Source organism: Stappia sp. BW2, assembly GCF_008107695.1.
GTDB lineage: Bacteria > Pseudomonadota > Alphaproteobacteria > Rhizobiales > Stappiaceae > Roseibium.
In genome coordinates this window covers 88,552-112,401 of record NZ_VIRG01000052.1, presented here as the reverse complement: position 1 = coordinate 112,401, position 23,850 = coordinate 88,552, and the positions used below count along the sequence as shown (strand labels likewise).

Annotated in this window: 25 protein-coding genes; 19 read left to right on the top strand and 6 right to left on the bottom strand. The window is 61.6% G+C overall.

The window, feature by feature from the left end; genetic code table 11:
• The first annotated feature begins 79 nt into the window (after positions 1 to 79).
• Genes FMN63_RS04195 through hpaI form a run of 7 tightly spaced genes read left to right on the top strand, consistent with a single transcriptional unit; the run spans position 80 to position 6,891 of the window.
• On the top strand, positions 80 to 466 hold the full coding sequence (locus FMN63_RS04195; RefSeq protein ID WP_148582696.1) for a 5-carboxymethyl-2-hydroxymuconate Delta-isomerase: 387 nt from the start codon (positions 80 to 82) through the stop codon (positions 464 to 466).
• Between the two features lie 3 nt (positions 467 to 469).
• Positions 470 to 1,981 carry a 5-carboxymethyl-2-hydroxymuconate semialdehyde dehydrogenase gene (gene hpaE / locus FMN63_RS04190; RefSeq protein ID WP_148582695.1) on the top strand — a complete coding sequence of 504 codons (1,512 nt, stop codon included), beginning with the start codon at positions 470 to 472 and terminating at the stop codon, positions 1,979 to 1,981.
• Between the two features lie 27 nt (positions 1,982 to 2,008).
• The gene (gene hpaD / locus FMN63_RS04185; protein WP_148582694.1) at positions 2,009 to 2,989 is read left to right on the top strand and encodes a 3,4-dihydroxyphenylacetate 2,3-dioxygenase; all 981 of its coding nucleotides are present in this window, start codon (positions 2,009 to 2,011) and stop codon (positions 2,987 to 2,989) included.
• Between the two features lie 29 nt (positions 2,990 to 3,018).
• On the top strand, positions 3,019 to 4,437 hold the full coding sequence (locus FMN63_RS04180; RefSeq protein WP_148582693.1) for a pyridoxal phosphate-dependent decarboxylase family protein: 1,419 nt from the start codon (positions 3,019 to 3,021) through the stop codon (positions 4,435 to 4,437).
• Positions 4,434 to 5,288, top strand: a complete 855-nt coding sequence (locus FMN63_RS04175; protein WP_148582692.1) for a fumarylacetoacetate hydrolase family protein — start codon at positions 4,434 to 4,436, stop codon at positions 5,286 to 5,288. The genes FMN63_RS04180 and FMN63_RS04175 overlap by 4 nt, the downstream gene beginning before the upstream one ends.
• On the top strand, positions 5,285 to 6,091 hold the full coding sequence (gene hpaH, locus FMN63_RS04170; protein ID WP_209000927.1) for a 2-oxo-hept-4-ene-1,7-dioate hydratase: 807 nt from the start codon (positions 5,285 to 5,287) through the stop codon (positions 6,089 to 6,091). Before FMN63_RS04175 ends, hpaH begins: the two co-directional genes overlap by 4 nt.
• An 11-nt stretch (positions 6,092 to 6,102) precedes the next feature.
• Positions 6,103 to 6,891: a 4-hydroxy-2-oxoheptanedioate aldolase gene (gene hpaI, locus FMN63_RS04165; protein ID WP_148582691.1), complete on the top strand. Its 789-nt coding sequence runs from the start codon at positions 6,103 to 6,105 to the stop codon at positions 6,889 to 6,891.
• A gap of 406 nt (positions 6,892 to 7,297) precedes the next feature.
• On the opposite strand, the gene FMN63_RS04160 is transcribed toward hpaI, so the two are convergent.
• Together FMN63_RS04160 and FMN63_RS04155 are read right to left on the bottom strand one after the other, a co-directional pair.
• Positions 7,298 to 7,960 (bottom strand): L,D-transpeptidase, encoded by a 663-nt coding sequence (locus tag FMN63_RS04160; protein ID WP_148582690.1) that lies wholly within the window; start codon positions 7,958 to 7,960, stop codon positions 7,298 to 7,300.
• Positions 7,961 to 8,277: 317 nt separating this feature from the next.
• Complete coding sequence (locus tag FMN63_RS04155) at positions 8,278 to 8,970, bottom strand: GntR family transcriptional regulator (RefSeq protein ID WP_148582689.1); 693 nt, start codon at positions 8,968 to 8,970, stop codon at positions 8,278 to 8,280.
• 94 nt (positions 8,971 to 9,064) lie between these two features.
• Between FMN63_RS04155 and uxaC the strand changes: the two genes are divergently transcribed.
• From uxaC to uxuA, 9 genes are all read left to right on the top strand, one after another.
• Positions 9,065 to 10,507: a glucuronate isomerase gene (uxaC, locus tag FMN63_RS04150; RefSeq protein WP_148582688.1), complete on the top strand. Its 1,443-nt coding sequence runs from the start codon at positions 9,065 to 9,067 to the stop codon at positions 10,505 to 10,507.
• Between the two features lie 23 nt (positions 10,508 to 10,530).
• A complete protein-coding gene (locus tag FMN63_RS04145; protein WP_148582687.1) occupies positions 10,531 to 11,511 on the top strand; it encodes a TRAP transporter substrate-binding protein in 981 nt (326 codons plus the stop codon).
• Between the two features lie 153 nt (positions 11,512 to 11,664).
• The gene (locus FMN63_RS04140; protein WP_162529983.1) at positions 11,665 to 12,162 is read left to right on the top strand and encodes a TRAP transporter small permease; all 498 of its coding nucleotides are present in this window, start codon (positions 11,665 to 11,667) and stop codon (positions 12,160 to 12,162) included.
• A 1-nt stretch (position 12,163) separates the two neighbouring features.
• Positions 12,164 to 13,444 carry a TRAP transporter large permease gene (locus FMN63_RS04135; protein ID WP_148582685.1) on the top strand — a complete coding sequence of 427 codons (1,281 nt, stop codon included), beginning with the start codon at positions 12,164 to 12,166 and terminating at the stop codon, positions 13,442 to 13,444.
• A gap of 10 nt (positions 13,445 to 13,454) precedes the next feature.
• Positions 13,455 to 13,772 carry a cupin domain-containing protein gene (locus tag FMN63_RS04130; RefSeq protein ID WP_148582684.1) on the top strand — a complete coding sequence of 106 codons (318 nt, stop codon included), beginning with the start codon at positions 13,455 to 13,457 and terminating at the stop codon, positions 13,770 to 13,772.
• Between the two features lie 26 nt (positions 13,773 to 13,798).
• On the top strand, positions 13,799 to 14,623 hold the full coding sequence (kduI, locus tag FMN63_RS04125) for a 5-dehydro-4-deoxy-D-glucuronate isomerase (RefSeq protein WP_148582683.1): 825 nt from the start codon (positions 13,799 to 13,801) through the stop codon (positions 14,621 to 14,623).
• On the top strand, positions 14,620 to 15,348 hold the full coding sequence (gene kduD / locus FMN63_RS04120; RefSeq protein WP_148582682.1) for a 2-dehydro-3-deoxy-D-gluconate 5-dehydrogenase KduD: 729 nt from the start codon (positions 14,620 to 14,622) through the stop codon (positions 15,346 to 15,348). The genes kduI and kduD overlap by 4 nt, the downstream gene beginning before the upstream one ends.
• The gene (locus FMN63_RS04115) at positions 15,338 to 16,792 is read left to right on the top strand and encodes a mannitol dehydrogenase family protein (protein ID WP_286192540.1); all 1,455 of its coding nucleotides are present in this window, start codon (positions 15,338 to 15,340) and stop codon (positions 16,790 to 16,792) included. Before kduD ends, FMN63_RS04115 begins: the two co-directional genes overlap by 11 nt.
• Entirely contained in the window at positions 16,789 to 17,976 is a 1,188-nt protein-coding gene (gene uxuA, locus FMN63_RS04110; protein WP_148582680.1) for a mannonate dehydratase, read from the top strand. The genes FMN63_RS04115 and uxuA overlap by 4 nt, the downstream gene beginning before the upstream one ends.
• Before the next feature lie 115 nt (positions 17,977 to 18,091).
• Here the strand turns inward: uxuA and FMN63_RS04105 are convergent, their stop codons facing one another.
• Positions 18,092 to 19,198 carry a YeeE/YedE family protein gene (locus FMN63_RS04105; protein WP_148582679.1) on the bottom strand — a complete coding sequence of 369 codons (1,107 nt, stop codon included), beginning with the start codon at positions 19,196 to 19,198 and terminating at the stop codon, positions 18,092 to 18,094.
• Between the two features lie 125 nt (positions 19,199 to 19,323).
• Here FMN63_RS04105 and FMN63_RS04100 point away from each other — a divergent pair, with 125 nt between their 5' ends.
• The gene (locus FMN63_RS04100; RefSeq protein ID WP_148582678.1) at positions 19,324 to 20,262 is read left to right on the top strand and encodes an MBL fold metallo-hydrolase; all 939 of its coding nucleotides are present in this window, start codon (positions 19,324 to 19,326) and stop codon (positions 20,260 to 20,262) included.
• Between the two features lie 32 nt (positions 20,263 to 20,294).
• Here FMN63_RS04100 and FMN63_RS04095 read toward each other — a convergent pair whose 3' ends face one another.
• The 3 genes from FMN63_RS04095 to FMN63_RS04085 all read right to left on the bottom strand — a co-directional run bounded on the left by FMN63_RS04095 (position 20,295) and on the right by FMN63_RS04085 (position 22,363).
• On the bottom strand, positions 20,295 to 21,401 hold the full coding sequence (locus tag FMN63_RS04095) for a YeeE/YedE family protein (RefSeq protein WP_148582677.1): 1,107 nt from the start codon (positions 21,399 to 21,401) through the stop codon (positions 20,295 to 20,297).
• A 144-nt stretch (positions 21,402 to 21,545) separates the two neighbouring features.
• Positions 21,546 to 21,896: an ArsR/SmtB family transcription factor gene (locus FMN63_RS04090; RefSeq protein WP_148582676.1), complete on the bottom strand. Its 351-nt coding sequence runs from the start codon at positions 21,894 to 21,896 to the stop codon at positions 21,546 to 21,548.
• 92 nt (positions 21,897 to 21,988) lie between these two features.
• On the bottom strand, positions 21,989 to 22,363 hold the full coding sequence (locus tag FMN63_RS04085; RefSeq protein WP_148582675.1) for a thioredoxin domain-containing protein: 375 nt from the start codon (positions 22,361 to 22,363) through the stop codon (positions 21,989 to 21,991).
• Positions 22,364 to 22,455: 92 nt separating this feature from the next.
• On the opposite strand from FMN63_RS04085, the gene FMN63_RS04080 reads away from it, so the two are divergent.
• On the top strand, positions 22,456 to 23,190 hold the full coding sequence (locus FMN63_RS04080; protein WP_148582674.1) for a cytochrome c biogenesis CcdA family protein: 735 nt from the start codon (positions 22,456 to 22,458) through the stop codon (positions 23,188 to 23,190).
• Positions 23,191 to 23,223: 33 nt separating this feature from the next.
• Positions 23,224 to 23,817, top strand: a complete 594-nt coding sequence (locus FMN63_RS04075) for a SoxW family protein (RefSeq protein ID WP_148582673.1) — start codon at positions 23,224 to 23,226, stop codon at positions 23,815 to 23,817.
• Positions 23,818 to 23,850 lie beyond the last annotated feature (33 nt).

Here is a 23,850-nt window from a genome sequence, read left to right as displayed (position 1 = left end):
GATTGTTGGACACAAAAAGTTTGACAGTTTCCATCTCATATATTTAACATAACAAATATTGCACTGTTAAGGAAATCCCATGCCGCACATATCGCTGGAATATTCCGCCAACCTGGACCAGCGGGCAGACATCCAGGGCTTGTGTGAGCATCTGCGCGCCCAGGCGGCCGCTATAGAGGCCTTGCCAATGCCCGGCCTGCGCGTGCGGGCCATTCGGTGCGACCACTATTCAATTGCCGATGGCGACCCGAAACATGCCTTCATCGACATTTCCGTGCGTCTGCGCGGCGGGCGGTCGGACGACGTCAAGCGCGAAGCAGCCGAGCGCCTGTTCGATGCGGCAAAGGCATTTCTGGAACCTGTCCTGACAAGCAGTTCGCTCGCGCTATCGCTCGAGATGCGCGACATCGACCCGGACCTTTCGCCCAAGACGGGCACCATTCGCGACCATTTGGGGACTGCCTGATCCATGTCCGATCTACAGAACAACATCGACAAGCTTGAAACCTATCTCGCCCGGTTCCGGGAAACCGGCGTCCTCAACCAGATCGGCGGCAAGGCCTGCTCTGCTACCTCCGGTGCGAGTTTCGAAACCACTTCCCCGGTGGACGACAGCTTGATCTGCCAGGTGGCCCAGGGCGATGCCGCCGATATCGATGCGGCCGCCAGGGCCGCAAAAGACGCCTTTCCCGCCTGGCGCGACATGGCCGCGGCGGACCGCAAGAAGATCCTGCACAAGATCGCAGACGGCATTGTTGCCCGCGCGGAGGAAATCGCCTTTTGCGAATGCTGGGATACCGGTCAGGCGCTGCGTTTCATGTCGAAGGCGGCCCTGCGCGGCGCCGAGAATTTCCGCTTCTTCGCCGACAAGGCGCCGGGTGCCCGCGACGGCCAGGCCCTGCCCTCACCGACCCTCATGAACATCACGACACGCGTGCCCATCGGCCCGGTCGGCGTGATCACCCCCTGGAACACGCCCTTCATGCTGTCGACCTGGAAAATCGCTCCGGCCCTGGCGGCAGGCTGCACCGTGGTGCACAAGCCAGCGGAGTTCTCCCCCATAACCGCTCGCATCCTGATGGAAATCGCTGAGGAAGCCGGCCTGCCGAAAGGTGTCTGGAACCTGGTCAACGGGCCGGGTGAGGAAGCCGGCAAGGCCTTGACCGAGCATCCGGACATCAAGGCCATCGCCTTTGTCGGCGAGAGCCGCACCGGATCCATGATCATGCGTCAGGGCGCGGAAACCCTGAAGCGGGTCCATTTCGAACTTGGCGGCAAGAACCCCGTCATCGTCTTCGACGATGCCGATCTCGCCCGCGCACTGGATGCGGCGGTCTTCATGATCTATTCGCTGAACGGCGAACGCTGCACCTCGTCCTCGCGCCTTCTGGTGCAGGACACGATTGCCGATGAATTCGAAGCAAAGCTCATCGAACGCGTCAACAACATCAAGGTCGGTCATCCGCTCGACCCGACGACCGAAATTGGCCCACTGATCCACAAGACCCATTTCGACAAGGTCACCGGATACTTCGAAACGGCCCGACAGGATGGCGCAACGATTGCCGCCGGAGGAACCCGCGTCGGCACCGAAGGCTGCTTCGTGCGCCCCACCCTCTTCACCGGCGCGAACAACGACATGAAGATCGCCCAGGAGGAAATCTTCGGCCCCGTTCTGACCTCCATCCGCTTCGGCTCGGAGGAAGAAGCGCTGCAGATCGCCAACGACATCCCCTATGGCCTGACCGGTTACGTCTGGACCAACGACCTGACGCGGGCATTGCGGTTCACCAACAGTCTGGAAGCGGGCATGATCTGGGTGAACTCGGAAAACGTCCGTCACCTGCCCACGCCCTTTGGCGGCGTCAAGGCCAGCGGTATCGGCCGCGACGGCGGCGACTGGTCGTTTGAATTCTACATGGAACAGAAACACATCGGCTTTGCGACGGGACAGCACGCAATCCCGCGCCTCGGGGCCTGATAAAAATAAATCTTCTGGGAGGACCTCATGCCCATTCCGGCACCCAATCTCTACCCGCCCTTCAACATCGTCCGCCTCAGCCATGTGGAACTCGGCGTTACGGATCTGGCCAGAAGCCGGGCCTTCTACGTCGATACGCTTGGCCTTCAGGTGACGGACGAAACCGGCGACGCCATCTATCTGCGCGCCATGGAAGAGCGCGGCCACCATTGCCTGGTGTTACGCAAATCGGCGGAAGCCTCCGCGCGCGATCTCGGCTTCAAGGTGTTCGACGAGGAAAATCTCGACAAGGCAGCCGCCTATTTCAAGGGCAAGGGCCTTCTGGTCGACTGGGTCGAGCGGCCCTACCAGTCACGCACCTTCCGCACTCGCGACCCGCACGGCATACCGCTGGAATTCTATGCGAAGATGGACCGCCTGCCGCCGATCCATCAGAAATACGCACTCTACAAGGGCGTGAAGCCGCTCAGGATTGATCATTTCAACTGCTTCTCGCCGGACGTCGATGCCTCTGTCGCCTTCTACAACGAGCTCGGCTTCCGGGTGACCGAATATACCGAGGACGAGGAAAGCGGCCGCCTGTGGGCCGCCTGGACCCACCGCAAGGGCGGTGTCCACGACATTGCCTTCACCAACGGCAAGGGGCCGCGCCTGCATCACACCGCGTTCTGGGTGCCGACCCCGCTCAACATCATCGATCTTCTGGATTTGATGGCTACCACCGGCTGGGTGTCCAACATCGAACGCGGCCCGGGCCGCCACGGCATTTCCAACGCCTTCTTCCTCTACATCCGTGATCCGGACGGCCACCGGATCGAGATCTACTGCTCGGACTACCAGACGGTCGATCCGGATCTGGAACCGATCAAGTGGGACCTGAAGGATCCGCAGCGCCAGACATTGTGGGGCGCGCCGGCTCCCAGAAGCTGGTTCGAGGAAGGCTCTCTCTTCGAGGGAACGGAAGTTCAGCCCCCCAGCCTTGCCGCACAACCGATTGTTGCGCCATAGGTGAGAGAGACAACGGTTGGACCAACGCAATGAACTGGACTGATTTTGCCGGCTGGAGCCGGCGTGTGGCCGACTGGGCCGCAGACTATCACCAGACCCTCCGGCAGCGGCCTGTCCGCGCCCAGGTGAAACCTGGCGAGATCCTCAACGCACTCCCCGAGGCTCCGCCGGAGCTTGCCGAGGAGATGGAGAAAATCTTCGCGGATTTCGAGAAGATCGTGCTACCGGGCATGACCCATTGGCAGCACCCGCGCTTCTTTGCCTATTTCCCGGCCAATGCCTCTCCGCCGTCAATGCTGGCGGAATATCTCGTCACCGCCATGGCGGCCCAGTGCATGCTGTGGCAGACCTCTCCTGCCGCCACCGAGATGGAAACGAGGATGATGGACTGGCTGCGCCAGGCCGTCGGACTGCCCGAGAGCTTTACCGGGGTGATCCAGGACAGCGCGTCCACCGCAACGCTGGCCGCCGTGCTGACCATGCGCGAGCGCGCCCTTTCGTGGGACGGCAACAAGGCCGGTCTCAGCGGCCAGCCGCGCCTGCGGGTCTATTCCTCCAACGAGGTCCACACCTCCATCGACAGAGCCATCTGGATCTCCGGCATCGGGCAGGACAATCTGGTGCGGATCCCGGTTCAGGGGCAACACCGGTCCATGGATCCGGTCGCCCTGCGCACCGCTATCGAAGTGGATCTTGCTGCCGGATACCGTCCTGCGGGCATTATCGCCTGTACCGGCGGAACCGGCGTCGGCGCGTCCGACGATGTTGCCTCTGTCGTCGCCGTCGCGAAGGACTTCGGCCTTTATGTCCATCTCGACGCTGCCTGGGCGGGCGCAGCCATGATCGCGCCCGAATACCGGGACCTCTGGGCTGGTGTCGAGAGGGTCGATTCCATGGTCTTCAATCCACACAAATGGCTCGGCGCCCAGTTCGATTGTTCCGCTCATTTCGTCCGCGATCCGGAAGACCTCGTGCGCACGCTGGCAATCCGGCCGGAATATCTGAAGACACACGGCCATGACGGCATCGTCAACTATTCCGAATGGTCCATTCCGCTCGGCCGCCGGTTCCGGGCGCTGAAACTCTGGTTCCTGCTACGCTCCTATGGCCTTGAAGACCTGCGGCAGCGACTGCGCAACCACGTCGACTGGTCGGTCGCGCTCGCCGAACGCCTGCGCGCCGAACCCGATTTCGAGATAACCTCCGAGCCTGTCCTGTCCCTGTTCAGCTTTCGCTACGCCCCAGCAGGTGCGCAGGACCTCGACACACTCAACCAGACGCTTGTCGATGCCATCAATGATGATGGGCGGATCTACCTGACCCAGACCTTGCTCGACGGCGCTAAAGTGATCCGATTTCAGGTCGGACAGTTCGACTGCACACAGGAAGATGTCGACTTCGCCTTTGGCGTCATCCTTGAAATTGCCAGAAACAGGGAGCCCGCATGACCCGGCTCGCGACTTACAGCGCCGACGGCAAACAATATTACGGTGCCGTCACCGATACCGGCATGATCGCCCTGTCGCCAGACTTTCCGCAGTGGCCAACGCTTTACGACGCCATCCACGCCGATGGCCTGCGGGATCTCGTTGCAGCCGCAATGGACAAACCGGTCACGCAGTCCGATTTCACCTATGAAATGGTGCTGCCGAATGCACCGCGGATCCTGTGTGTCGGCGTCAACTTTCCCGACCGCAATGCGGAATACAAGGACGGCAGCGCGCAGCCGAAATACATGTCGCTGTTCCCGCGGTTTGCCAGCGGGTTTACCGGCCACGAGCAGCCGCTGATCCGGCCACCGGAAAACCATACGCTCGATTATGAGGGTGAAGTCGCCATCGTCATCGGCAAGGCCGGCCGGCGGATCAGGGCGGAAGACGCCTACGACCATATCTGCGCCCTGACGCTGTGCAACGAAGGCTCCATCCGCGACTGGGTTCGGCACGCGAAATTCAACGTCACCCAGGGCAAGAACTGGGACAGGTCTGGGTCCATCGGCCCCTGGCTGGTTCCTTTCGAAAACGCTGCGCAACTGGATGAGGCCCGCATTCAGACCCGCGTCAACGGAGAGCTGCGCCAGGACGACTACCTCAAGCGCATGACCTTCCCGATCCGCGAGGAAATCGCCTACATCTCGACCTTCATGACACTTCAGCCCGGCGACATCATCGTCACCGGAACACCGACAGGCGCCGGCGCCCGTTTCGACCCTCCCCGTTATCTGAAACCCGGTGACGTGGTCGAGATCGAGGTCGAAGGCATCGGCATCTTGCGCAATGGGGTGGAGGACGAAAAATGAGCCTGAGCAAAGCAGACATCTCCAAAGCGGCAGGCGATCTCCTGAACGCGGAAAAGACGCGTGAGCAGATCGGCCTTCTGACCCTGCGCCATCCGGACCTCGACATGGACGGGGCCTATGCGATCCAGAAGGAATTTGCGAAGGCAAAGCTCGCCGACGGCCGCAAGACCATTGGCTGGAAGATCGGCCTGACATCAAAAGCCATGCAGGATGCGCTCAAGATCGACACGCCGGACAGCGGCGTCCTCTTCGACGACATGCTGTTTCAAACCGGAGCCACTGTCCCCAAGGGCCGGTTCATCCAGCCGCGGATCGAAGCGGAAATCGCCTTCGTCATGAAGGCTTCAATTGGCGGTGCCGATGTCACGCGAGAAGACGTTCTGGCGGCAACGGATTACGTCTGCCCGAGCCTGGAAATTCTCGATACCCGTATCCAGCGGGTCGACCCGGAAACCGGTCAGGCCCGCAAGATCTTCGACACTATCGCCGACAACGCTGCCAATGCCGGTCTAGTGCTGGGTGTGGAGAAACACGCCCCCGCCACCACCGACCTGCGTTGGATCGGAGCCATCGTCAGCCGCAATAACGAAGTTGAGGAAACCGGTCTTGGCGCTGGCGTTCTCAACGATCCGGTCGAGGCCGTCGTCTGGCTGGCGAGGCGCATGGCCGATTACGGACAGACAATCGAAGCCGGACAGATTATTCTCTCCGGATCCTTCATCAGGCCGGTGGAATGCCCGCCCGGTTCGAAGGTTCACGCCGACTTCGGCCCGTTCGGGTCCGTTTCCTGCTCTTTCGCATAATTGGGAAAACCATGCCAGCGCCTCAAAACGCCTTCAAAGCCACCATGAAATCCGGTCAGCCGCAGATGGGCTGCTGGGTTGGGCTTGCCGATGCCTACACGGCAGAGATCACCGCAAGCGCCGGTTTCGACTGGCTGCTGATCGATTGCGAACACGCACCCAACGATCTCAGATCCATGATGGCGCAATTGACCATGGTCGAGGCCTCGGGCAGCAAGCCGGTGGTCCGGGTGCCCATCGGCGAAACCTGGATGATCAAGCAGTTCCTGGATGCCGGCGCGCAAACTCTGCTGGTCCCCATGGTGGAAAGCAAGGCCCAGGCGGAAGATCTCGTCAGCGCCGTACGCTATCCGCCCGTTGGCGTGCGCGGCGTTGGGGCAGCCCTCGCCCGCGCGTCCCGATTTTCCGCCATCCCCGATTACCTGACCACCGCCGACGGCGAGATCTGCCTGCTGGTTCAAGTGGAAAACCGCGCCGGGCTGGCAGAACTTGACGGCATCCTGTCAGTCGAAGGCGTTGACGGCGTCTTCATCGGCCCGTCGGATCTGGCTGCCGATATGGGCCATCTTGGCGAGCCCATGCACCCGGAAGTCGTGGCCGCGATCCTGGACGCCATGAAGCGTATCAAGGCCGCTGGCAAGGCACCGGGCATCCTGACCACCAATCTCGATTTCGCCCGCACCTGTCTGGAACTGGGCGCAACCTTCGTCGCCACGTCTATCGACGTCACCCTCTACGCCGCCGCCATCCGAGGCGCAGCCCGGCAGGCGAAGGAGCTACTTGGGTCGGTGGAAGGATAACGTCTGGCGGGCGCCGGCTCCCGGTCTGGTCCCGTCCGTATGCAAAGCGAGGCGGGGCCGGAAAGCTGGCAACATCGGAACAAGGTGCCCATCCTTCGAGACGGGCCTGACGACCCTCCTCAGGATGAGGCTTTTGGGGCGGGAATATGAACTGTCCTTGACCGTCCGGATCTGAGACGCCTGCCTGCCAGAATCCCGGTCACCACGTCAGACACGTCACCATGTCGGACTTTCCGCCCCCGAGAGCACCTTCACCGAAGAACCTCCCAATCCCCCTCCTCATCCTGAGGAAGCGCGTAGCGCTGTCGCGAAGGATGGGCCGCCGGAACGCAAAAGAGCCGCCGGTCCATCTGAACGGACCTAGCGGCTCTTCAAACAGAAGCCCGAAGCGGCTCGTGCGATAGACTTAGCCCAGCACGACCACCTTGGTGCCGACATTGACGCGGTTATACAGGTCGATGATGTCCTGATGCCACATGCGGATGCAGCCGCTGGAGGCGTTGGTGCCGATACTGGAGGGGTGGTTGGTGCTGTGGATGCGGTAGAGCGTGTCCTTGTTGTTCTGCCACAGATACAGCCCGCGCGCGCCGATCGGATTACGAGGACCGCCATCCTGCCCGTCGCGATATTTCGCCAGCTTCGGATCGCGCTCGATCATCTCTTCCGGCGGGAACCATTTCGGCCACTCGCGCTTGAAGCGGATTTCCGCTTCGCCGTTCCACGCAAAACCGGCTCGACCTACACCAATGCCATACCGGATGGCTCGGCCGCCTGGCTGGATCAGGTAGAGAAATTTGTTCTTCGGATCAACGACGATTGTGCCGGAGGGATACTTGCTGGGATAGAACACCACCTGACGCAGAAATTTGGGGTCGAATTTCTGGTACTGGATGGCAGGGATTGCAAACCCGCCGTCTGTTCTGGCGGCATAGGCCGTCGCATAGTCCGGCGTGCCATCGGCCAGCGGGTTCAATCCCGCCTGCACAGTTGAACTTTGCTGGCTTTGGCAGGCGGCCAACAGCAGGGGTATTGCAGCAACAAACGTGCGTCGGCTCATCTTGGAAGCCATATTCGCGTCCTTTCAGCGGCATATTCGAACCGTCAGCACTTGCAATAATACGGTTCTGACCGGATCAGAAAATTTTAAAGACACATCACGCGATCCGAAACCGAAAGCAACACAATTATGGTAAACGGTTGATTAAAACTGGGGCTTTTCTGCCGTAAGGTCACAGAAGACCTCAGGCACGCGGCCTGTTGCGGCAGCCAATCAGAGCGATACTGATCACCGGCACCGGCATTGCGCATGGCACCCGGGCTATCAGAGGGCGGGTAACGACGGCTTCGACAGGACCCGTCCATTGCCCGGGAACCGCTTTGGAATGCTTATTCCTCGAAATGATCCTGGTTCTCGGCGCGGATGCGGCCGAGGATGGTGGCAATGCGGCCCAGGTGTTCAGTCAGAATGGCTTCGGTCAGTTGGCCGTCCCGCAGGCGCATGGCCGAAACGATGCGGTAATGGTCATCGAGCGCGGCCTGAGCCCCGGAGGCCAGAGACAGGAACCGGACCCGGTCCATATGCGCTTTCTGTTCGCGGATCAGCGCCCAGACGTAGTCGTGACCGGAGATTTCGCAGATCCGGCGGTGAAAGATGTCGTCGAGCGAATGAAACAGCTGGCGTTCATTGGCATCCACCGCCACCTGCTGCTGCGCGAGAAGCTCTTCCAGATCGTCGATCTGTTCGTCTGTGATCACCTCGATGGCCGCCCGCATGCAGGCGACCTCCAGCGCTGTGCGCACGAATTTCGCCTTCAGCACCGCGGCTTCCGAGATCTTGGAGATGACCGTTGCCCGTTGCGGGCGGATAAGCAGAAAGCCGAGCTGCGACAGACGGTAGAACGCATCGCGGACCGGCTGGCGGGACACGCCGAAGGCTTTGGCCACTTCCGCTTCCGACATGCGCGTTCCCGGCGCCAGATCCAGTGACAGGATCTGCTGGTGCAATTCTTCGAACACCGTATCTGCGACGCTCGGAATCTTGATGGGCTCAAGCACCTTCAGGGCGCTGCTTTCTGACATCGGCATTCGTCTCCGTTGACTCGACTAATCAACTAGCATATCAGTTTACTAGTCGCAACATTAGCCTGTCTGAAGGCAGCCCTGGGAGAAACGAATGTCACTGGAAAGAGCGGATGCACCGGATATCTCGGGACAGGGCCTGGACCCGCACCGCCTGTTTCCCGCCGATGCAGCCTCGCGCAAGATCGCCGCAGAGCTTTACGCCACCGTCAAGGACCTGCCGATCGTCAGCCCGCATGGCCACACGGATCCGCGCTGGTACGCTGAAAACGAGGCTTTCCCCGACCCGGCACAACTGTTCATCGTTCCTGACCATTACGTTTTCCGCATGTTGTTCTCGCAGGGGATCGACTTGAGCGACCTGGGTGTACCGCGCATCGACGGCGGTCTGAGCGAAACCGACAGCCGCAAGATCTGGAGGATCTTCGCCGAGAATTTCCACCTTTTCCGCGCGACGCCCTCTCGCATGTGGCTGGAGCATTCCTTCCAGGAAGTGTTCGGCTGGACAAAACGGATCTCCGCCGACACTGCGGATGAAGCCTATGACCACATCGCCGATTGCCTGACCCGTCCGGAATTCCGCCCTCGTGCGCTTTTCGAGCGGTTCAATATCGAGGTGATCGCGACCACGGAATCGCCGCTCGATGACCTGAAATGGCACCGCCAGATCCACGACAGCGGCTGGAATGGCCGCGTCGTCACGGCCTATCGCCCCGATCCGGTCGTCGACCCGGAATTCGAGGGCTTTGCCACCAACATCGAAAAATTCGGCGAAATCGCCGGTGAGGACGCCACCACCTGGCAGGGCTATCTCAACGCTCACCGAGAACGCCGCGCCTACTTCAAATCCTTTGGCGCGACGTCGTCCGATCACGGCCACGCCACCGCCCGAACCGAAAACCTTTCGCCTTCGGAAGCCCAGGCTCTGTTCCAGAAGGCCCTCAAGGGCGGTTGCTCACCGGAGGAAGCCGACGCCTTTCGGGGGCACATGCTGACGGAAATGGCCCGCATGAGCCTGGAAGACGGGCTGGTCCTGCAGATCCACCCAGGCAGCTACCGCAACCATTCGGCCGGCATCATGGCGGCCCACGGCCGGGACAAGGGGTTCGATATCCCGACCCAGACCGGCTACGTCAAGGCGCTCAAGCCGCTGCTGGACGCGGTCGGCCTGGAAAAGAACCTGTCGATCATTCTCTTCACCCTGGACGAGACCGCCCTTGCACGGGAACTGGCGCCACTCGCCGGTGTCTACCCGACGCTCAAGCTTGGTCCGGCCTGGTGGTTCTACGACAGTCCGGAGGGCATGCGCCGCTTCCGGGAACTGACCACGGAAACCGCGGGTTTTTACAACACAGTCGGCTTCAACGACGACACCCGCGCGTTCTGCTCGATCCCCGCCCGCCACGACGTGGCCCGCCGGGTTGATTGCGCTTACCTCGCTTCACTCGTGACATCCGGGAGGCTGGACGAGGACGAGGCATATGAGGTCGCTCACGACCTCACTTACAGGCTTGCCAAGCAGGCCTACCGGCTCTGACGAGCCAATTTCGGGAGGAGAGTATGAAAGTATTGAAGACCCTTGCGGCATCGCTGTTGGCGACAGCTGCCCTCACGACCGCATCGCTCGCATGCGAAGTGACCCTGAAGTCGTCCGACACTCATCCGGACGGCTATCCGACGGTGGAGGCCGTCAAGCAGATGGGCAAGTTGCTCGAAGAGCGCACGGACGGCCGCATCTGCGTTGAAGTGTTCCACTCCGCCCAGCTGGGCGAGGAAAAGGACACCATCGAACAGACCAAGTTCGGCGTCATCGACCTGAACCGCGTGTCCATGGGCCCGTTCAACAACCTTGTGGAGGAGACCAAGGTCGTCTCGTTGCCCTACGTCTTCAAGGGCGTGGATCACATGCACACCGTGATGGACGGCCCGATCGGCGAAGAGATCCTGGCGGCATTCGAACCGCACGGCTATGTCGGCCTTGCCTTTTATGACGGAGGCTCGCGCAGCTTCTACAATAAAGTCAAACCGATTAAATCGATTGAAGACCTTCAGGGCATGAAGGTTCGCGTCATGCAGTCCGATATCTTCGTCGACATGATGTCGGCGCTCGGCGCCAACGCGACCCCGATGCCCTATGGCGAAGTCTATTCGTCCATCCAGACCGGCGTCATCGACGGGGCGGAAAACAACTGGCCGTCCTATGAGTCTTCCGGTCACTTCGAAGTCGCAGGGTATTACACCCTCGACGAACACCTGATCGTGCCGGAAGTGCTGGTCATGTCGAAGAAGTCCTGGGACAAGCTGTCTCCGGAAGACCAGGCGGCCGTCCGCCAGGCTGCAAAGGACTCCGTGCCCTTCATGCGCGAACAGTGGCAGGCCCGCGAAAAGGCGTCTGAAGAAAAAGTCCGCGCTTCCGGTGTCGAAGTCGTCACCGAAATCGACAAGGAGCCGTTCATGGCAGCCATGGACAGCGTCTACGAAAAGCACGTGACCTCCGAAAAGCTGAAGGATCTTGTCGCCCGCATTCGCGCAACCGACTGATCTTCACAAAACCCGCTGCCGGAAGTGCTGTTTCGCGGTTCATCGACCGCGGAACGGTCCGGTCGGCTGCGGGCCGTTTTTCAGGATCCGCCTTGCCCCGGCTCCCCGCTTCAGGATCTCGACGTGCAGCCTCATCTCAAGTTCGCCGCGCAGATGTTGCGCCTTGTCTCCACGGCAGCTCTCTGGCTTGCCGGAGGCGGCCTCATTCTCATGACAGTTTTCATCACCGCCCAGGTGTTCATGCGCTACGTGATGAACGACAGCCTCGTCTGGTCGGAACCGGCGTCCGTCATCCTGATGGGCTGGTTCATCTTCCTGGGGGCTGCAGTCGGCATCCGTGAAGGCTATCACCTCAGTTTCGACGTCCTGCTCTACTTCCTGCCGCAGGGGGCCAAGCTGGTGCTTTACAGCATCTCCGATGCCGTGGTCGCCGCCTTTGGCGCAGGCATGGCCTGGTACGGCGCGGAACTGGCGCTCTCAGCCTGGGATGTGAAACTGCCGTCACTCGGGGTTTCCGGCGCGGTCGACTTCCTGCCACTGGTCGGTGGCGGCTGCCTGGTCTTTCTCTTTTCCATCGAACGCCTGATGCGCCGCGCGGCCGGTCTGCCGACCGCACGCTTCGGCGAAGACCCTATCGAAGAGGCTGCATGATATGGAACCCTTTATCCTCTTCGGCACATTCACGATACTGCTGCTGATCGGCACCCCGGTCGCCTTCTGCCTGGGCGCGGCCTCGCTGGCCACAGTGCTCTACATGGACCTGCCGCCCGTCGTCGTCTTCCAGCGCCTCAACTCCGGCGTCTCCGTCTTCGCGCTGATGGCGATCCCCTTCTTCATCTTTGCCGGCGAACTGATGGTGCGCGGCGACATCGCCCGAAGGCTGGTGGCGCTTGCCGGGGCGGTTGTCGGGCATATGCGCGGCGGCCTCGGCCAGGTGAACATCGCCGCCTCCGTGCTCTTCGGCGGCATCTCCGGCTCCGCCGCTGCGGATGCGACCGCCATCGGCGGCCTGATGATCCCGCAAATGAAGGAAAAGGGCTATTCGGTGGAATACGGCGTCAACGTTACCGTCGTCTCCTCGATCATCGCGCTGATGTTGCCGCCCTCGCACAACATGATCATCTATTCGATCTCCGCCGGCGGGCGTCTTTCCATCGCCGATCTCTTCACCGCGGGTATCCTGCCCGGCCTGATGCTCGCCGTGTCGCTGATGGTCACCGCCTGGTTCGTCGCACGCCGCGCCGGCTATCCGACGGAACGCTTTCCCGGCTGGTCAGCCCTCGGCGCCCTGTTCATCAACGCCATTCCGGGACTTCTCCTGATCGGCATCATCTTCGGCGGCGTGCGCTCGGGCGTCTTCACCGCGTCGGAAAGCTCCTGCATCGCTGCCGTCTATGCCCTACTGGTGACCACGCTTGCCTACCGCACAATGCACTGGCCGGAATTCGTCGCCGCCACCAAGGCCGCCGTGCGCACCACCGCCATGGTGCTGCTCGTCATCGGCTGCGCGGCCTCCTTCGGCTGGCTGCTGGCCTTCCTGCATATCCCCGCTCAACTGGTGGCGTTCATGAAGGGGATCTCCGAGAACCCGCTGATCATCCTCTTGATGATCAACATCGTTCTGCTGTTCCTCGGCACCTTCATGGACATGTCGCCACTCATCGTCATCACGACGCCCATCTTCCTGCCGGTCGCCACTGCCTTCGGCGTCGACCCGGTTCATTTCGGCGTCATCCTGGTGCTCAACCTCGGCATCGGCCTGTGCACGCCGCCGGTGGGCACCGTGCTCTTTGTCGGCTGCGCCGTCGGCCGGATATCGGTCTGGGATGCGATCAGGACGATCTGGCCCTTCTATGGTGCCGCTGTCTTCACATTGCTCCTGGTGACCTACATCCCGTCCCTGTCGCTGTGGCTGCCATCCCTGTTCCATTGAGGCCCATTCAATGTTCGTGAAATCCTTTCCCGAAGTGACCGCCGATCCAGGTGTCCGCCGGCAGGTCCTGTCCGACAGTCCGGATCTGATGGTCGTCGCCTTCCGTTTTCTTGAAGAGGGCGCGGAAGGCAAGCTGCACAACCATCCGCACGTCCAGTCGACCTATGTCGAAAGCGGTCGATTCCGTTTCACGATTGACGGCGAAGCCTTCGACGTCAGCTCCGGCGACAGTTTCGTCATCCCCTCCAATGCGTTGCACGGGTGCCTCTGCCTGGAACCGGGACGGCTGATCGACACCTTCACGCCCCGCCGCGACGACTTTCTTTAAAGACAGCCTTCTCCAAGGATTTTGCCATGCTGACCGTTGAAACCCGCTACGCCATCGACCCGGACACCGCCAAGACCCTCGACACCGCAGGTCTGCGCAAACACTTCCACGCCTCGGGCCTTTTTGAGGATGGCAGGATCAACCTGATCTACACCCACTATGACCGGCTGATCCTGGGCGGCGCCGTGCCAGGTTCCGGCGAACTTGTGCTGGACGAGGTCAAGGAAGCCGGCACCCCGTCCCTTCTTGACCGCCGCGAGCTCGGCATTCTCAATATTGGCGAAGCGGGCACCGTGAAGGCGGGGGGCGAAACCTACGAGGTCGGCAAGGGCGATGTGCTTTACATCGGCATGGGCGCGGGACCCGTCACCTTTTCCGGGTCGGGCCGTTTCTACATCCTGTCCGCCCCCGCGCACCGCACGTGCCCCAACCGGCTGATCACTGTCCAGGACGCCCGCCGGGTGGAACTCGGCTCGGCGGAAACTTCCAATGAACGCGTCATCCTGCAGTTTCTGCATCCGGAAGTCGCCGAAAGCTGCCAGTTGCTGATGGGCTACACCCAGTTTGCGCCTGGTTCGGTCTGGAACACCATGCCGGCCCATGTCCATGACCGCCGCATGGAAGCCTACCTCTATTTCGAACTTGGTCCGGACCAGCGTGTGTTCCACTTCATGGGCAAGCCGGACGAGACCCGGCACCTCGTGATGGCCAACGAGGACGCAGTGGTCTCCCCGCCGTGGTCCATCCATTGCGGCGCCGGCACAGGTGCCTACACCTTCTGCTGGGCCATGGCCGGCGACAATGTCGACTTCACAGACATGGACATGGTTGCAATGGGAGACCTCAGATGACCCCCTTTTCTCTTGAGGGCAAACGCGCGCTGGTAACGGGTGCCAACACCGGCATCGGTCAGGCCATCGCCATAGCCATGAGCAATGCGGGCGCCGAAGTTCTGTGCGCCGCCCGTCGCGACTGTGACGAAACCCTGGCCCGGATCGCAAAGGGCCGCCACGTGCCGCTCGACCTGTCCGACCCGATGGCCGCAACGCCGTTGTTCGAAGCGGAACAGATCGACATCCTGGTCAATAACGCAGGCATCATCCGCCGCGAGAACGCGGTCAGCTTCAGCGAGGCCGACTGGGACGACGTCATGGACGTGAACCTGAAGGCGGTGTTCTTCTCCTGTCAGGCCTTCGGCAACGCGGTGTTGAACGCTGGCCGCACGGGCGCGGTCGTCAACATCGCCTCGCTGCTGTCATTCCAGGGCGGCATCAAGGTGGCGTCCTACACTGCCGCCAAACATGGTGTCGCCGGCCTCACAAGGCTGCTTGCAAACGAATGGGCTGCAAAGGGCATCAACGTCAACGCGATTGCCCCCGGCTATATCGCCACCAACAATACCGAAGCGCTACGCAACGATCCCGAGCGCAGCCGCCAGATCCTGGAACGCATTCCGGCCGGCCGCTGGGGCGAAGCCAGCGACATCGGCGAGGCAGCAGTCTTTCTCGCCTCACCGGCTGCCAAATACATTCACGGCACCGTTCTGAACGTTGATGGAGGCTGGCTTGCACGCTGATCTCCCACGTCTTTCCAGAACGACACCAATGGCGAAAGCCGGCATCGTTCACCTCGGTCTCGGCGCCTTTTTCCGGGCCTTTGGAGCCATCTACATCGAAGAAGCCATGAAGGCATCAGGCAGTGCCGGAGGGGACAATTGGGGCATTATAGGCGTCAGCCTGCAAAGCCCGCGCATGCATGACCAGCTGGCTCCGCAGGACTTTGTCTACACCGCGCAGGAACTCGGCCCGGAGGACGAAACCCTGCGCCAGGTGGAGATCATCCGTGATGTGCTGGTGGCACGGGAGAACCCGGAAGCTGTCCTGGCCGCGATGGCTGACCCCGCCATCCGGATCGTAACCCTGACCGTGACGGAAAAGGGCTATTGCCACGACCCGGCAACCGGCAGGCTCAATGCCACCCATCCAGACATCGCACATGATCTCAAGGCCGCGCAGCCCGTCTCCGCGCCGGGATATCTTGTCCGGGCACTCGCGAGGCGGAAAGCGGCCGGCGTTCCGCCCTTCACAGTTCTTACCTGCGACAACCTTCCGGACAACGGCCGGCTTGTCCGCCGCATCGTGCTGGACCTTGCCGAAAGGCTCGATCCGGATCTGGCCACCTGGATTGAAGCCGAGGGCCGTTTCCCGGCGACCATGGTCGACCGGATCGTGCCGGCCACGAAACCGGAAGATGTCGAAGCCCTCGCCCGGAAGACAGGCCGCTACGATGCAGCGCCGGTGATGCACGAACCGTTCCGGCAATGGGTGGTGGAAGATGACTTCGTTCCGGCCTACGGCACGGACGCCAGACCGGATCTGGGAGCGGTTGGCGTCGAACTTGTCGACAGCGTCACGGTCTTCGAGCACATGAAGCTGCGCATGCTCAACGGCACCCATTCCGCGCTTGCCTATCTCGGCTATCTCGCCGGGCACGAGACGATTGCCGAAACCGTCGCCGATCCGTTGTTCGCCCGTTTCGTCAAAGGCTTGTGGCGCCGCGAGATCATTCCGTCCCTCGAAGCGCCCCCGGGAACGGACCTGGAAGATTATGCGGATGCGCTGTTCGCCCGCTACGCCAATCCCGGCATCCGGCACCGCACCTGGCAGATTGCCATGGACGGCAGCCAGAAACTGCCGCAGCGCATTCTGGGAACCGTGCATGACAACCTTGCAAGCGGGCGAAGCTGCCCGGGGCTTTGCCTCGCCATTGCTGCCTGGATGATCTATGTCGGCGGCACCGATCTTGGCGGCAAGCCGATTGACGTGCGCGATCCGCTGAGCGATCGCCTGAAATCGCTTGTCCGCGATGGCGATGGCGACGCCGGCAAGGTGGACGCACTCCTGGGTGTCACTGAGATCTTCGACGCCAAACTGGCCGCAGCCCTGCGGCCGTCCATCACCTCCGCCTACGCCGCCTTGAAGGCCGACGGCGTCCGCAACACAATCGGGGCTCTGTCATGATCGAAGGCTGGCGCTGGTATGGCGGCTATGACCGCATCTCGCTTCGCGAAATCGCCCAGACCGGTGCTGTCAGCATCGTCACGGCGCTGCACGAAATCCCCTACGGACAGATCTGGCCGCGCGAGACCATCGCAAACACCTGCGCACAGCTTCACGCGGCTGGCTTCGACTGGACGGTGGTGGAAAGCCTGCCGGTTCACGAGGCCATCAAGCGTGGTGAAGGCGATCTGTCCGAGCTCTTCGCCAACTATCGGCAGTCCATGGCCAACCTGGCTGCCGAAGGCATCAAGGTCATCTGCTACAACTTCATGCCACTGCTCGACTGGACACGAACGGACCTGACCGCCCCGGTTGCGCGCGGAGGCACCTGCCTGCGGTTTTCCGCCGCCAGGATGGCGGCCTTCGAGCTCTATATGGTCAAGCGGCCCGGAGCGGAAGAAGACTATTGTCCGGAGCTCCTGACCAAAGCGAAACGCTGGTTCGACAGCGCGACCCAGCCGGATCTCGACCGGTTGACAACCGCCATCATGGCTGGCCTTCCCGGCGCTTACGACCGATACGACGCCAATGGCCTGCGCGAGGCACTCCTCCCCTATCAGGGGCTCGACCGCGCCGCACTCAGGCAGAACCACAAGCGTTTTCTTCAGGAAGTCGTTCCCACCGCGGAAGAGCTTGGCCTGAAGCTGGCCGTCCACCCGGACGACCCGCCCCGGGATCTTCTCGGCCTGCCGCGTATCGTCTCGGATGCCAACGACATCGACTGGATCCTGTCGGCGGTGGACAGCCCTTCCAACGGCCTTACGCTCTGCTCCGGCTCCCTTGGTGCCAACCCGAAAAACGATGTGCCCGCAATTGCGCAACGTTTTGCCGGCAAGATCCACTTCGCCCATCTGCGCAATGTCGCAAAAGACCCGGACGGCTCGTTCGAGGAGGCCGCCCACCTTGGCGGCGACACCGACATGCCCGCATTGCTCGGTGTGCTGCTGGGCGAAGAAGCCAGACGCCGGCACGAAGGCCGGGTAGATGCCGAAATCGTCTTCCGGCCCGATCATGGTCACGAGCTTCTGACCGATGCCGAACGCGGGGCGCATCCAGGCTATCCCCTGATCGGGCGAATGCGCGGCCTCGCCGAATTGCGCGGCGTGATCGCGGGTCTGACGGCCGCCCGAGCCGCACCGGCCTAGCCGCTACTTGGGGGTGCCCGCGAACCTCGTCCTGGGGCATGCGAGCGCGTTCAAAAACGGCGGGTCGATGACAACAGGGTTCGGCGCGGTTCAGCGATTGCTTACTTGCCTGCCGTTACGAGGCCACTTTCACCGGTTCCACAGCAGACGCCACCCCAGCCACTTGGTCACGCGCATCATAGCTGGTCAGCAGGCGGTCGGCGACGCCGGCGGACAGCCAGATCGCGGTCAGCGTGATCCATGCCGTCAGCGCGAAGATGGAAGCCCCGGTGATCCCCGCCCCGACGGCACAGCCACCGGCCAGCATGCCGCCGAAGCCCATGAGCGTTGCTCCGGTGAGATAACGCGCCATCGACTTGCCACCCTCAAAGCCCTGAAGGGCCAGTTCCCGCGTCAGGAGAGCCGCCAGGAACGAGCCGAGAAAAACGCCCGGCACCAGGCCGACATCGAAGTCGAGCAGATCGCCCGGCGGTGACAGAACCAGCATCAGGGCGTCGGCGGAAGGACCGGTGAAGGTCACCCCTTCCACCTGCACGGGATCGAACGCCTGCCGCGCCATGGCCGAGGTGAACCACCAGGCCAGCGGGATTGCCAGCCCCGCGCCCGCCGCCGCCACAAGTTGCCAGAGCTTCACCCGCGAGCGCCAGGCAAAGACAAGCCCAGCTGCCAGCCACAGGGCGGTGAAACCAAAGGTCACGGATGTGCTCAGGCCCAACATCTCGGTCAGGTCATTGCCGCCGATGTCCCCAGTCGTCCAAAGGCCCGCGAACCATTCGCGCAACGGCTTCAACAGGCCGCGCAGGCTGGCCTGGGCAACAACGGCAAAGACCAAACCGGACAGGAGCGCTCGCAGGTTGCCCGTGGCAGAAAGCACCAGCAAGCGGCTGGCACACCCGCGCGCCAGCACCATGCCGGTGCCGAACATCAGCCCGCCAAGAAGCGCTCCGGAGAGGCTCTGCGGCGACGCAAGCTGCCGCGCTTCATTGGCCTGTATCTCGCCCAGATGGACCAGAAGCTGCGTGCACAGAACAGCAGCGGAAAAGGTCAACAGCCAGACCGGCAGCCGGTCCTTTGGCGCCCCGCGTGAGAACTCCAGACTGGCGGCGCGCAGGCAGAAGCGGCTCTGCTGGGCAAAGGCGCCAAACAGGATCCCGACAACGAGACCACCGATGGCCAGCAGCCAGGGCTCGGAAAATTCATCCAGAAGAAATGTCAGATCCATGAGCCTCTCCCGGCCAAATTGCGTCCTCACGTTCCGCCAGCTTTGTGCCGTTTCCTAGCGGCAGGCATTGACCTCTCTCAATGAAACATAGATAAATTCAAAAGTTTGAATGTGTGGAGGATGCCATGTCCGGACAATTTCGGAAAGATCTGACGAGACGCAACGTTCTGGCCGGAGGCCTCGCGCTTGCGGCCACGGGACTGGCTGGACGGATAACACCTGCCTTTGCCACCGCGAACATGACCCTGGGCCCACTCGACATTACGGTCTTTTCCGACGGCCACCTGACCCTGCCGATGAGCTTCATCCTGCCCGAACAAGACGAAGCGGAGATCGCGGCGCTGCTGAAACCCCGTGGCCTGGCCACAGACGCGCTGACACCGGACTGCAACATCACATTGCTCCGGACCGGCGACCGCACAGTGCTGTTCGATGTCGGTTCAGGGGCCAACTTCCAGCCAACAGCTGGTGACTTGCCGGACCATCTGGCGGAAGCCGGCATCGACCCGTCGGACATCACCGATGTCATCTTCACCCATGCCCACCCCGATCACCTGTGGGGTATTCTGGACGATTTCGATGACCCGCTTTACCCGGACGCCCAGATCTGGATGCCGCAGGCCGAATGGGACTATTGGCGCGCCGACGATACGCTGGCCAAGACGCCAGATGAGCGCAAGAGCTTCGTGGTCGGGGCGCAATCTCGTTTCGACGTGATCGAGGATCGGGTGAACATGATCAAGCCGGGTCAGGAAGTGCTGCCGGGCGTTGAGGCCGTCGACACGGCGGGGCACACCCCGGGGCACATGTCCTACATGCTGCACGGCGGTTCCGAGAGCATGCTGGTGGTGGGCGACGCGATTTCCAATACAATTATTTCGTTCGAAAAACCCGGCTGGGCTTCCGGCTCCGATCAGGATCGCGACATGGGCGTTGCCACGCGCAAGGTGCTGCTCGACCGGCTGGCGCAGGATCAGACCCGCGTCATCGGCTACCACTTCCCGCACCCCGCCGGGGGGCACGTGGAACGATCAGGCGATGCCTACAGGTTCGTTGCGGCGTAAGCGCCCACGCCTACATGAAAGGCGGCGGGGAGTCATTCTGCCGCTGAGTGATGCACACTGCCCTGATTGCGCTGGAAGGCGGCGAGAACGTTGCCTTCCACAAGCCAGGCAAGCCCGACCCGCGCACCGAGCGCCATCGACACCATCACGATCGGCGCCGAGACCGCCAGCGCGGAAAAGCCGGTGATGCCCTGCCCCACCGTGCAGCCCATGGCGAATACACCGCCAACGCCCATCAGCGTGCCACCCAGAAGATGCCGGCCAAGTTCGCGGGCATCGTCGCACGCTTCCCAGCGGATATCCCGCTTCCAAAGGGCTGCTATCACGGCACCGAAAAGCGTCCCGACAATCAGGCCGACGCCATAATCCGGCAGGGTTCCCGTGTAGGTGATCAGCTGCATGATGGTGTCACCCACTGGCACCACGAAAGACCCGGCTTCGATCTGAATGGGATCGAAGGAACGCCCGGCAAGGAAGGTCGTCGCCCACCAGCCGAAGGCAATCACACTGCCAATCGCGACACCGGTTCCGATCTTGCTCCATTGACGGCGATAGGATGCCGACTTGAAGATCCAGACCAGCCCCGCAAGCGCGATCACGATGGCGACCACGCCCTGCAGCCTCATGCCGAACAGGTTGGAAACAATATCGCCCATGGACTGGCTGCCGCTTGCGCCGAAGGAAACGGCGAGATCATCGACCAGCGGCACCCGCAGCATGCCGACAATGCCGCGTTGGGCAGCGAGTGCCGACAGGCCGATCACCGTCAGCACCACCAGCGCCCGCAGGCTGCCGCCGCCCAGACGCAATACGGCGCCAAAGCCGCAGGTGCCGACAAGTGCCATGCCGATGCCGAACATGAACCCGCCCACGATGGCGCCGGTCCAGCCAAATTCAGGTGACAGATAGAAGGAGGCAGCTGTGTCGGCCAAACCGAAGGCAACAAGCAACTGCGTGCCAACGAGGGCCGATACGGACGCAAGCACCCAGGTTCTGAGCGCGCTGCTGTCGCCTGCATACCAATGCCGCTCCAGCGCAGACAGGGTGCAGAAATGGTTCGACCGGGCAACGAACCCCAATACGCACCCCGCAAGCACGCCGAGAATCGGTGTCAGCATCACCGGATCGAGATTGACCATGCGCGTCCTACCCTCCGCCGGATTACCCGGCCGCGTTTCCAGTCATCGCTCTGTCGGCGATTTTCATAAACCGTAGCAGGCTGCTAAAATCGCAGCAATCGGAGACCTTGCTGCAACGCACGCGTGCAGGCACACTGCCTGTGCCTATTTCTCCGGCGCGCGCACGTCCTTGCAGAACAGGTCGTAGAGGCTCGAGATGATCGAACTCACTTCGTCATTCATCAGGCTGTAGTAAATCATGCGCCCGTCGCGCCGCGACTGCACCAGACCTTCCAGCCGGAGCCGGGCAAGCTGCTGGGATACCGCTGCCTGAGGCATGGTCAGGATTTCCTCAAGCTCGGAAACCGACTTTTCGCCCTCCGACAGCAAACACAGGATCACGAGCCGTACCTCGTGCGAAAGGGCCTTGAGCAGATCGCTCGCCTTCCGCGCCTGCTCCATCAGCAGGTCGAGGTCCTTCGCATCCAGGTTCTTGTCCATGGCCGGCAGTATCATCCGGAACCCACACCCTCTTCAAGCAACCGCCATTGCAGCGCACAATTCACATTACCAATTCATGCCTTAACTTCAGCAGCGGATCAACAACCTCACTTCGTCGCATCCGGAAGCTTTCCCAGCATATCGTCCAGCATGGGCCAGAAGAAGTTTTCTCCCGGGTAGCCGCGCAGCCGGTCGATCTCAACGCCATCGGCCAGCAAAATGAAGGTTGGCGTCATGCGCTCCTTTGCGATGCCGGAAAGATCCTGCGGCCAGGTGTCGGTAATGTCGACACGGCGCAACGGGGCCTGCCGGCCTTCCGCCGTTTTCGGATAGGCAATGCCGATTTCCTCATTCCAGCGTTTGCACCATACACACCCAGGTTGTTCCAGCATCACCAGTTCGGCACTCCATGCCGGAAAGGCCTGAAACAGGCCGGAAATCAGCGCTCCGGCAAGGATCATCGCACGAGTCGCGACGGACATTTTGCAATCTCCACATTTCTTCCATTGCAATATATAGGAACTTTTGAATATTTTAAAGCAACCAAAGATCGAGTTTCACTGGGAGGAAATGAATGCTCGATGTTTCTCTGGGCGCTGCCTTTCTGGCAGGTCTGCTCTCGTTCATTTCACCCTGTGTCTTGCCGATTGTGCCGCCCTATCTGTGTTATCTGGCCGGTGTCAGCGTCGATGAACTGAAGGGCGAAACGGCAACCGCGGAAACGGGGCGCCGGGTGATTCTGGCCGCCATCGCTTTCGTGCTCGGCTTCTCGCTGGTCTTTGTCGCCCTTGGCGCGACGGCCAGCGTCATCGGCCAGTCGATTGCCCGTTACTACGACATCCTGTCGTATGTGGCCGGCGCGATCATCATCGTCATGGGCCTGCATTTTCTCGGTGTCTTTCGCATCGGCCTCCTGTTTCGCGAAGCGCGCATCCATGTGGAACGCAAGCCCGCGGGCCTTGTGGGGGCCTTTGTCATGGGTCTGGCATTTGCCTTCGGCTGGACACCCTGCGTCGGCCCGGTTCTGGCCGCAATCCTGTTCGTGGCCGGGTCGTCGGACACCATATGGAACGGTGCCGGCCTGCTTGCGGTCTATGCACTCGGCATCGGTCTGCCATTCATCCTGGCAGCGGCTTTTGCCAGTCGCTTCCTGAAGGTGGCCGGCCGTTTTCGCAAACACATGGGCACGGTGGAAAAGATCATGGGTGGCCTTCTGGTGCTCACCGGCCTGCTGTTCATCACCGGGCAGATGTCGGCCATCGCCTTCTGGTTGCTCGAAACGTTCCCGATTTTCACGCAAATCGGCTGACCGGCCGATATCCGGTCCAGGGAGGACAATGACATGCGTATCTGGAAACATATGATTCTGGCAGTCGAACTCTTGGCGGCCCTGACCACGACGGCGCTCGCCGCAACGCTCGGCGACGATGGCCTTCACAAGCAGCCGTGGTTCACCGTGACTTTTCGCGACATTGGCGAGGACATTGAAACCGCCGCCGGAGAAGGCAAGCGTCTGGCGATCATCTTTGAACAACGCGGCTGCATCTATTGCCGCCAGATGCACGAGAAGATCCTCTCCGATCCGGAGGTGACCGATTACATCAAAGAGAACTTCATGGTCGTTCAGTACAACATGTTCGGCGATGAGGAGGTGATCGATCTGGACGGCGAAGAGCTGACCGAAAAGACCGCCGCCCGCAAGTGGGGCTATGTTTTCACACCGACCATCGTGTTCCTGCCAGAGGACGTTCCAAGCGAAGGAACCGTTTCGGAAGTGGCAGTCGCAACCATGCCCGGCGCCTTCGGCAAATGGACATTCCTGGACATGTTCCGCTGGGTCCGGGAAAAAGGCTACGAGGGCGATGAGCATTTCCAGAAGTATCATGCCCGTAAAATCAATGAGTTGCGCGCAGAAGGCCGTCTCGACGCGGAATGACAGGCAAGGAGAATTCAGGTTTATGCCTCATAT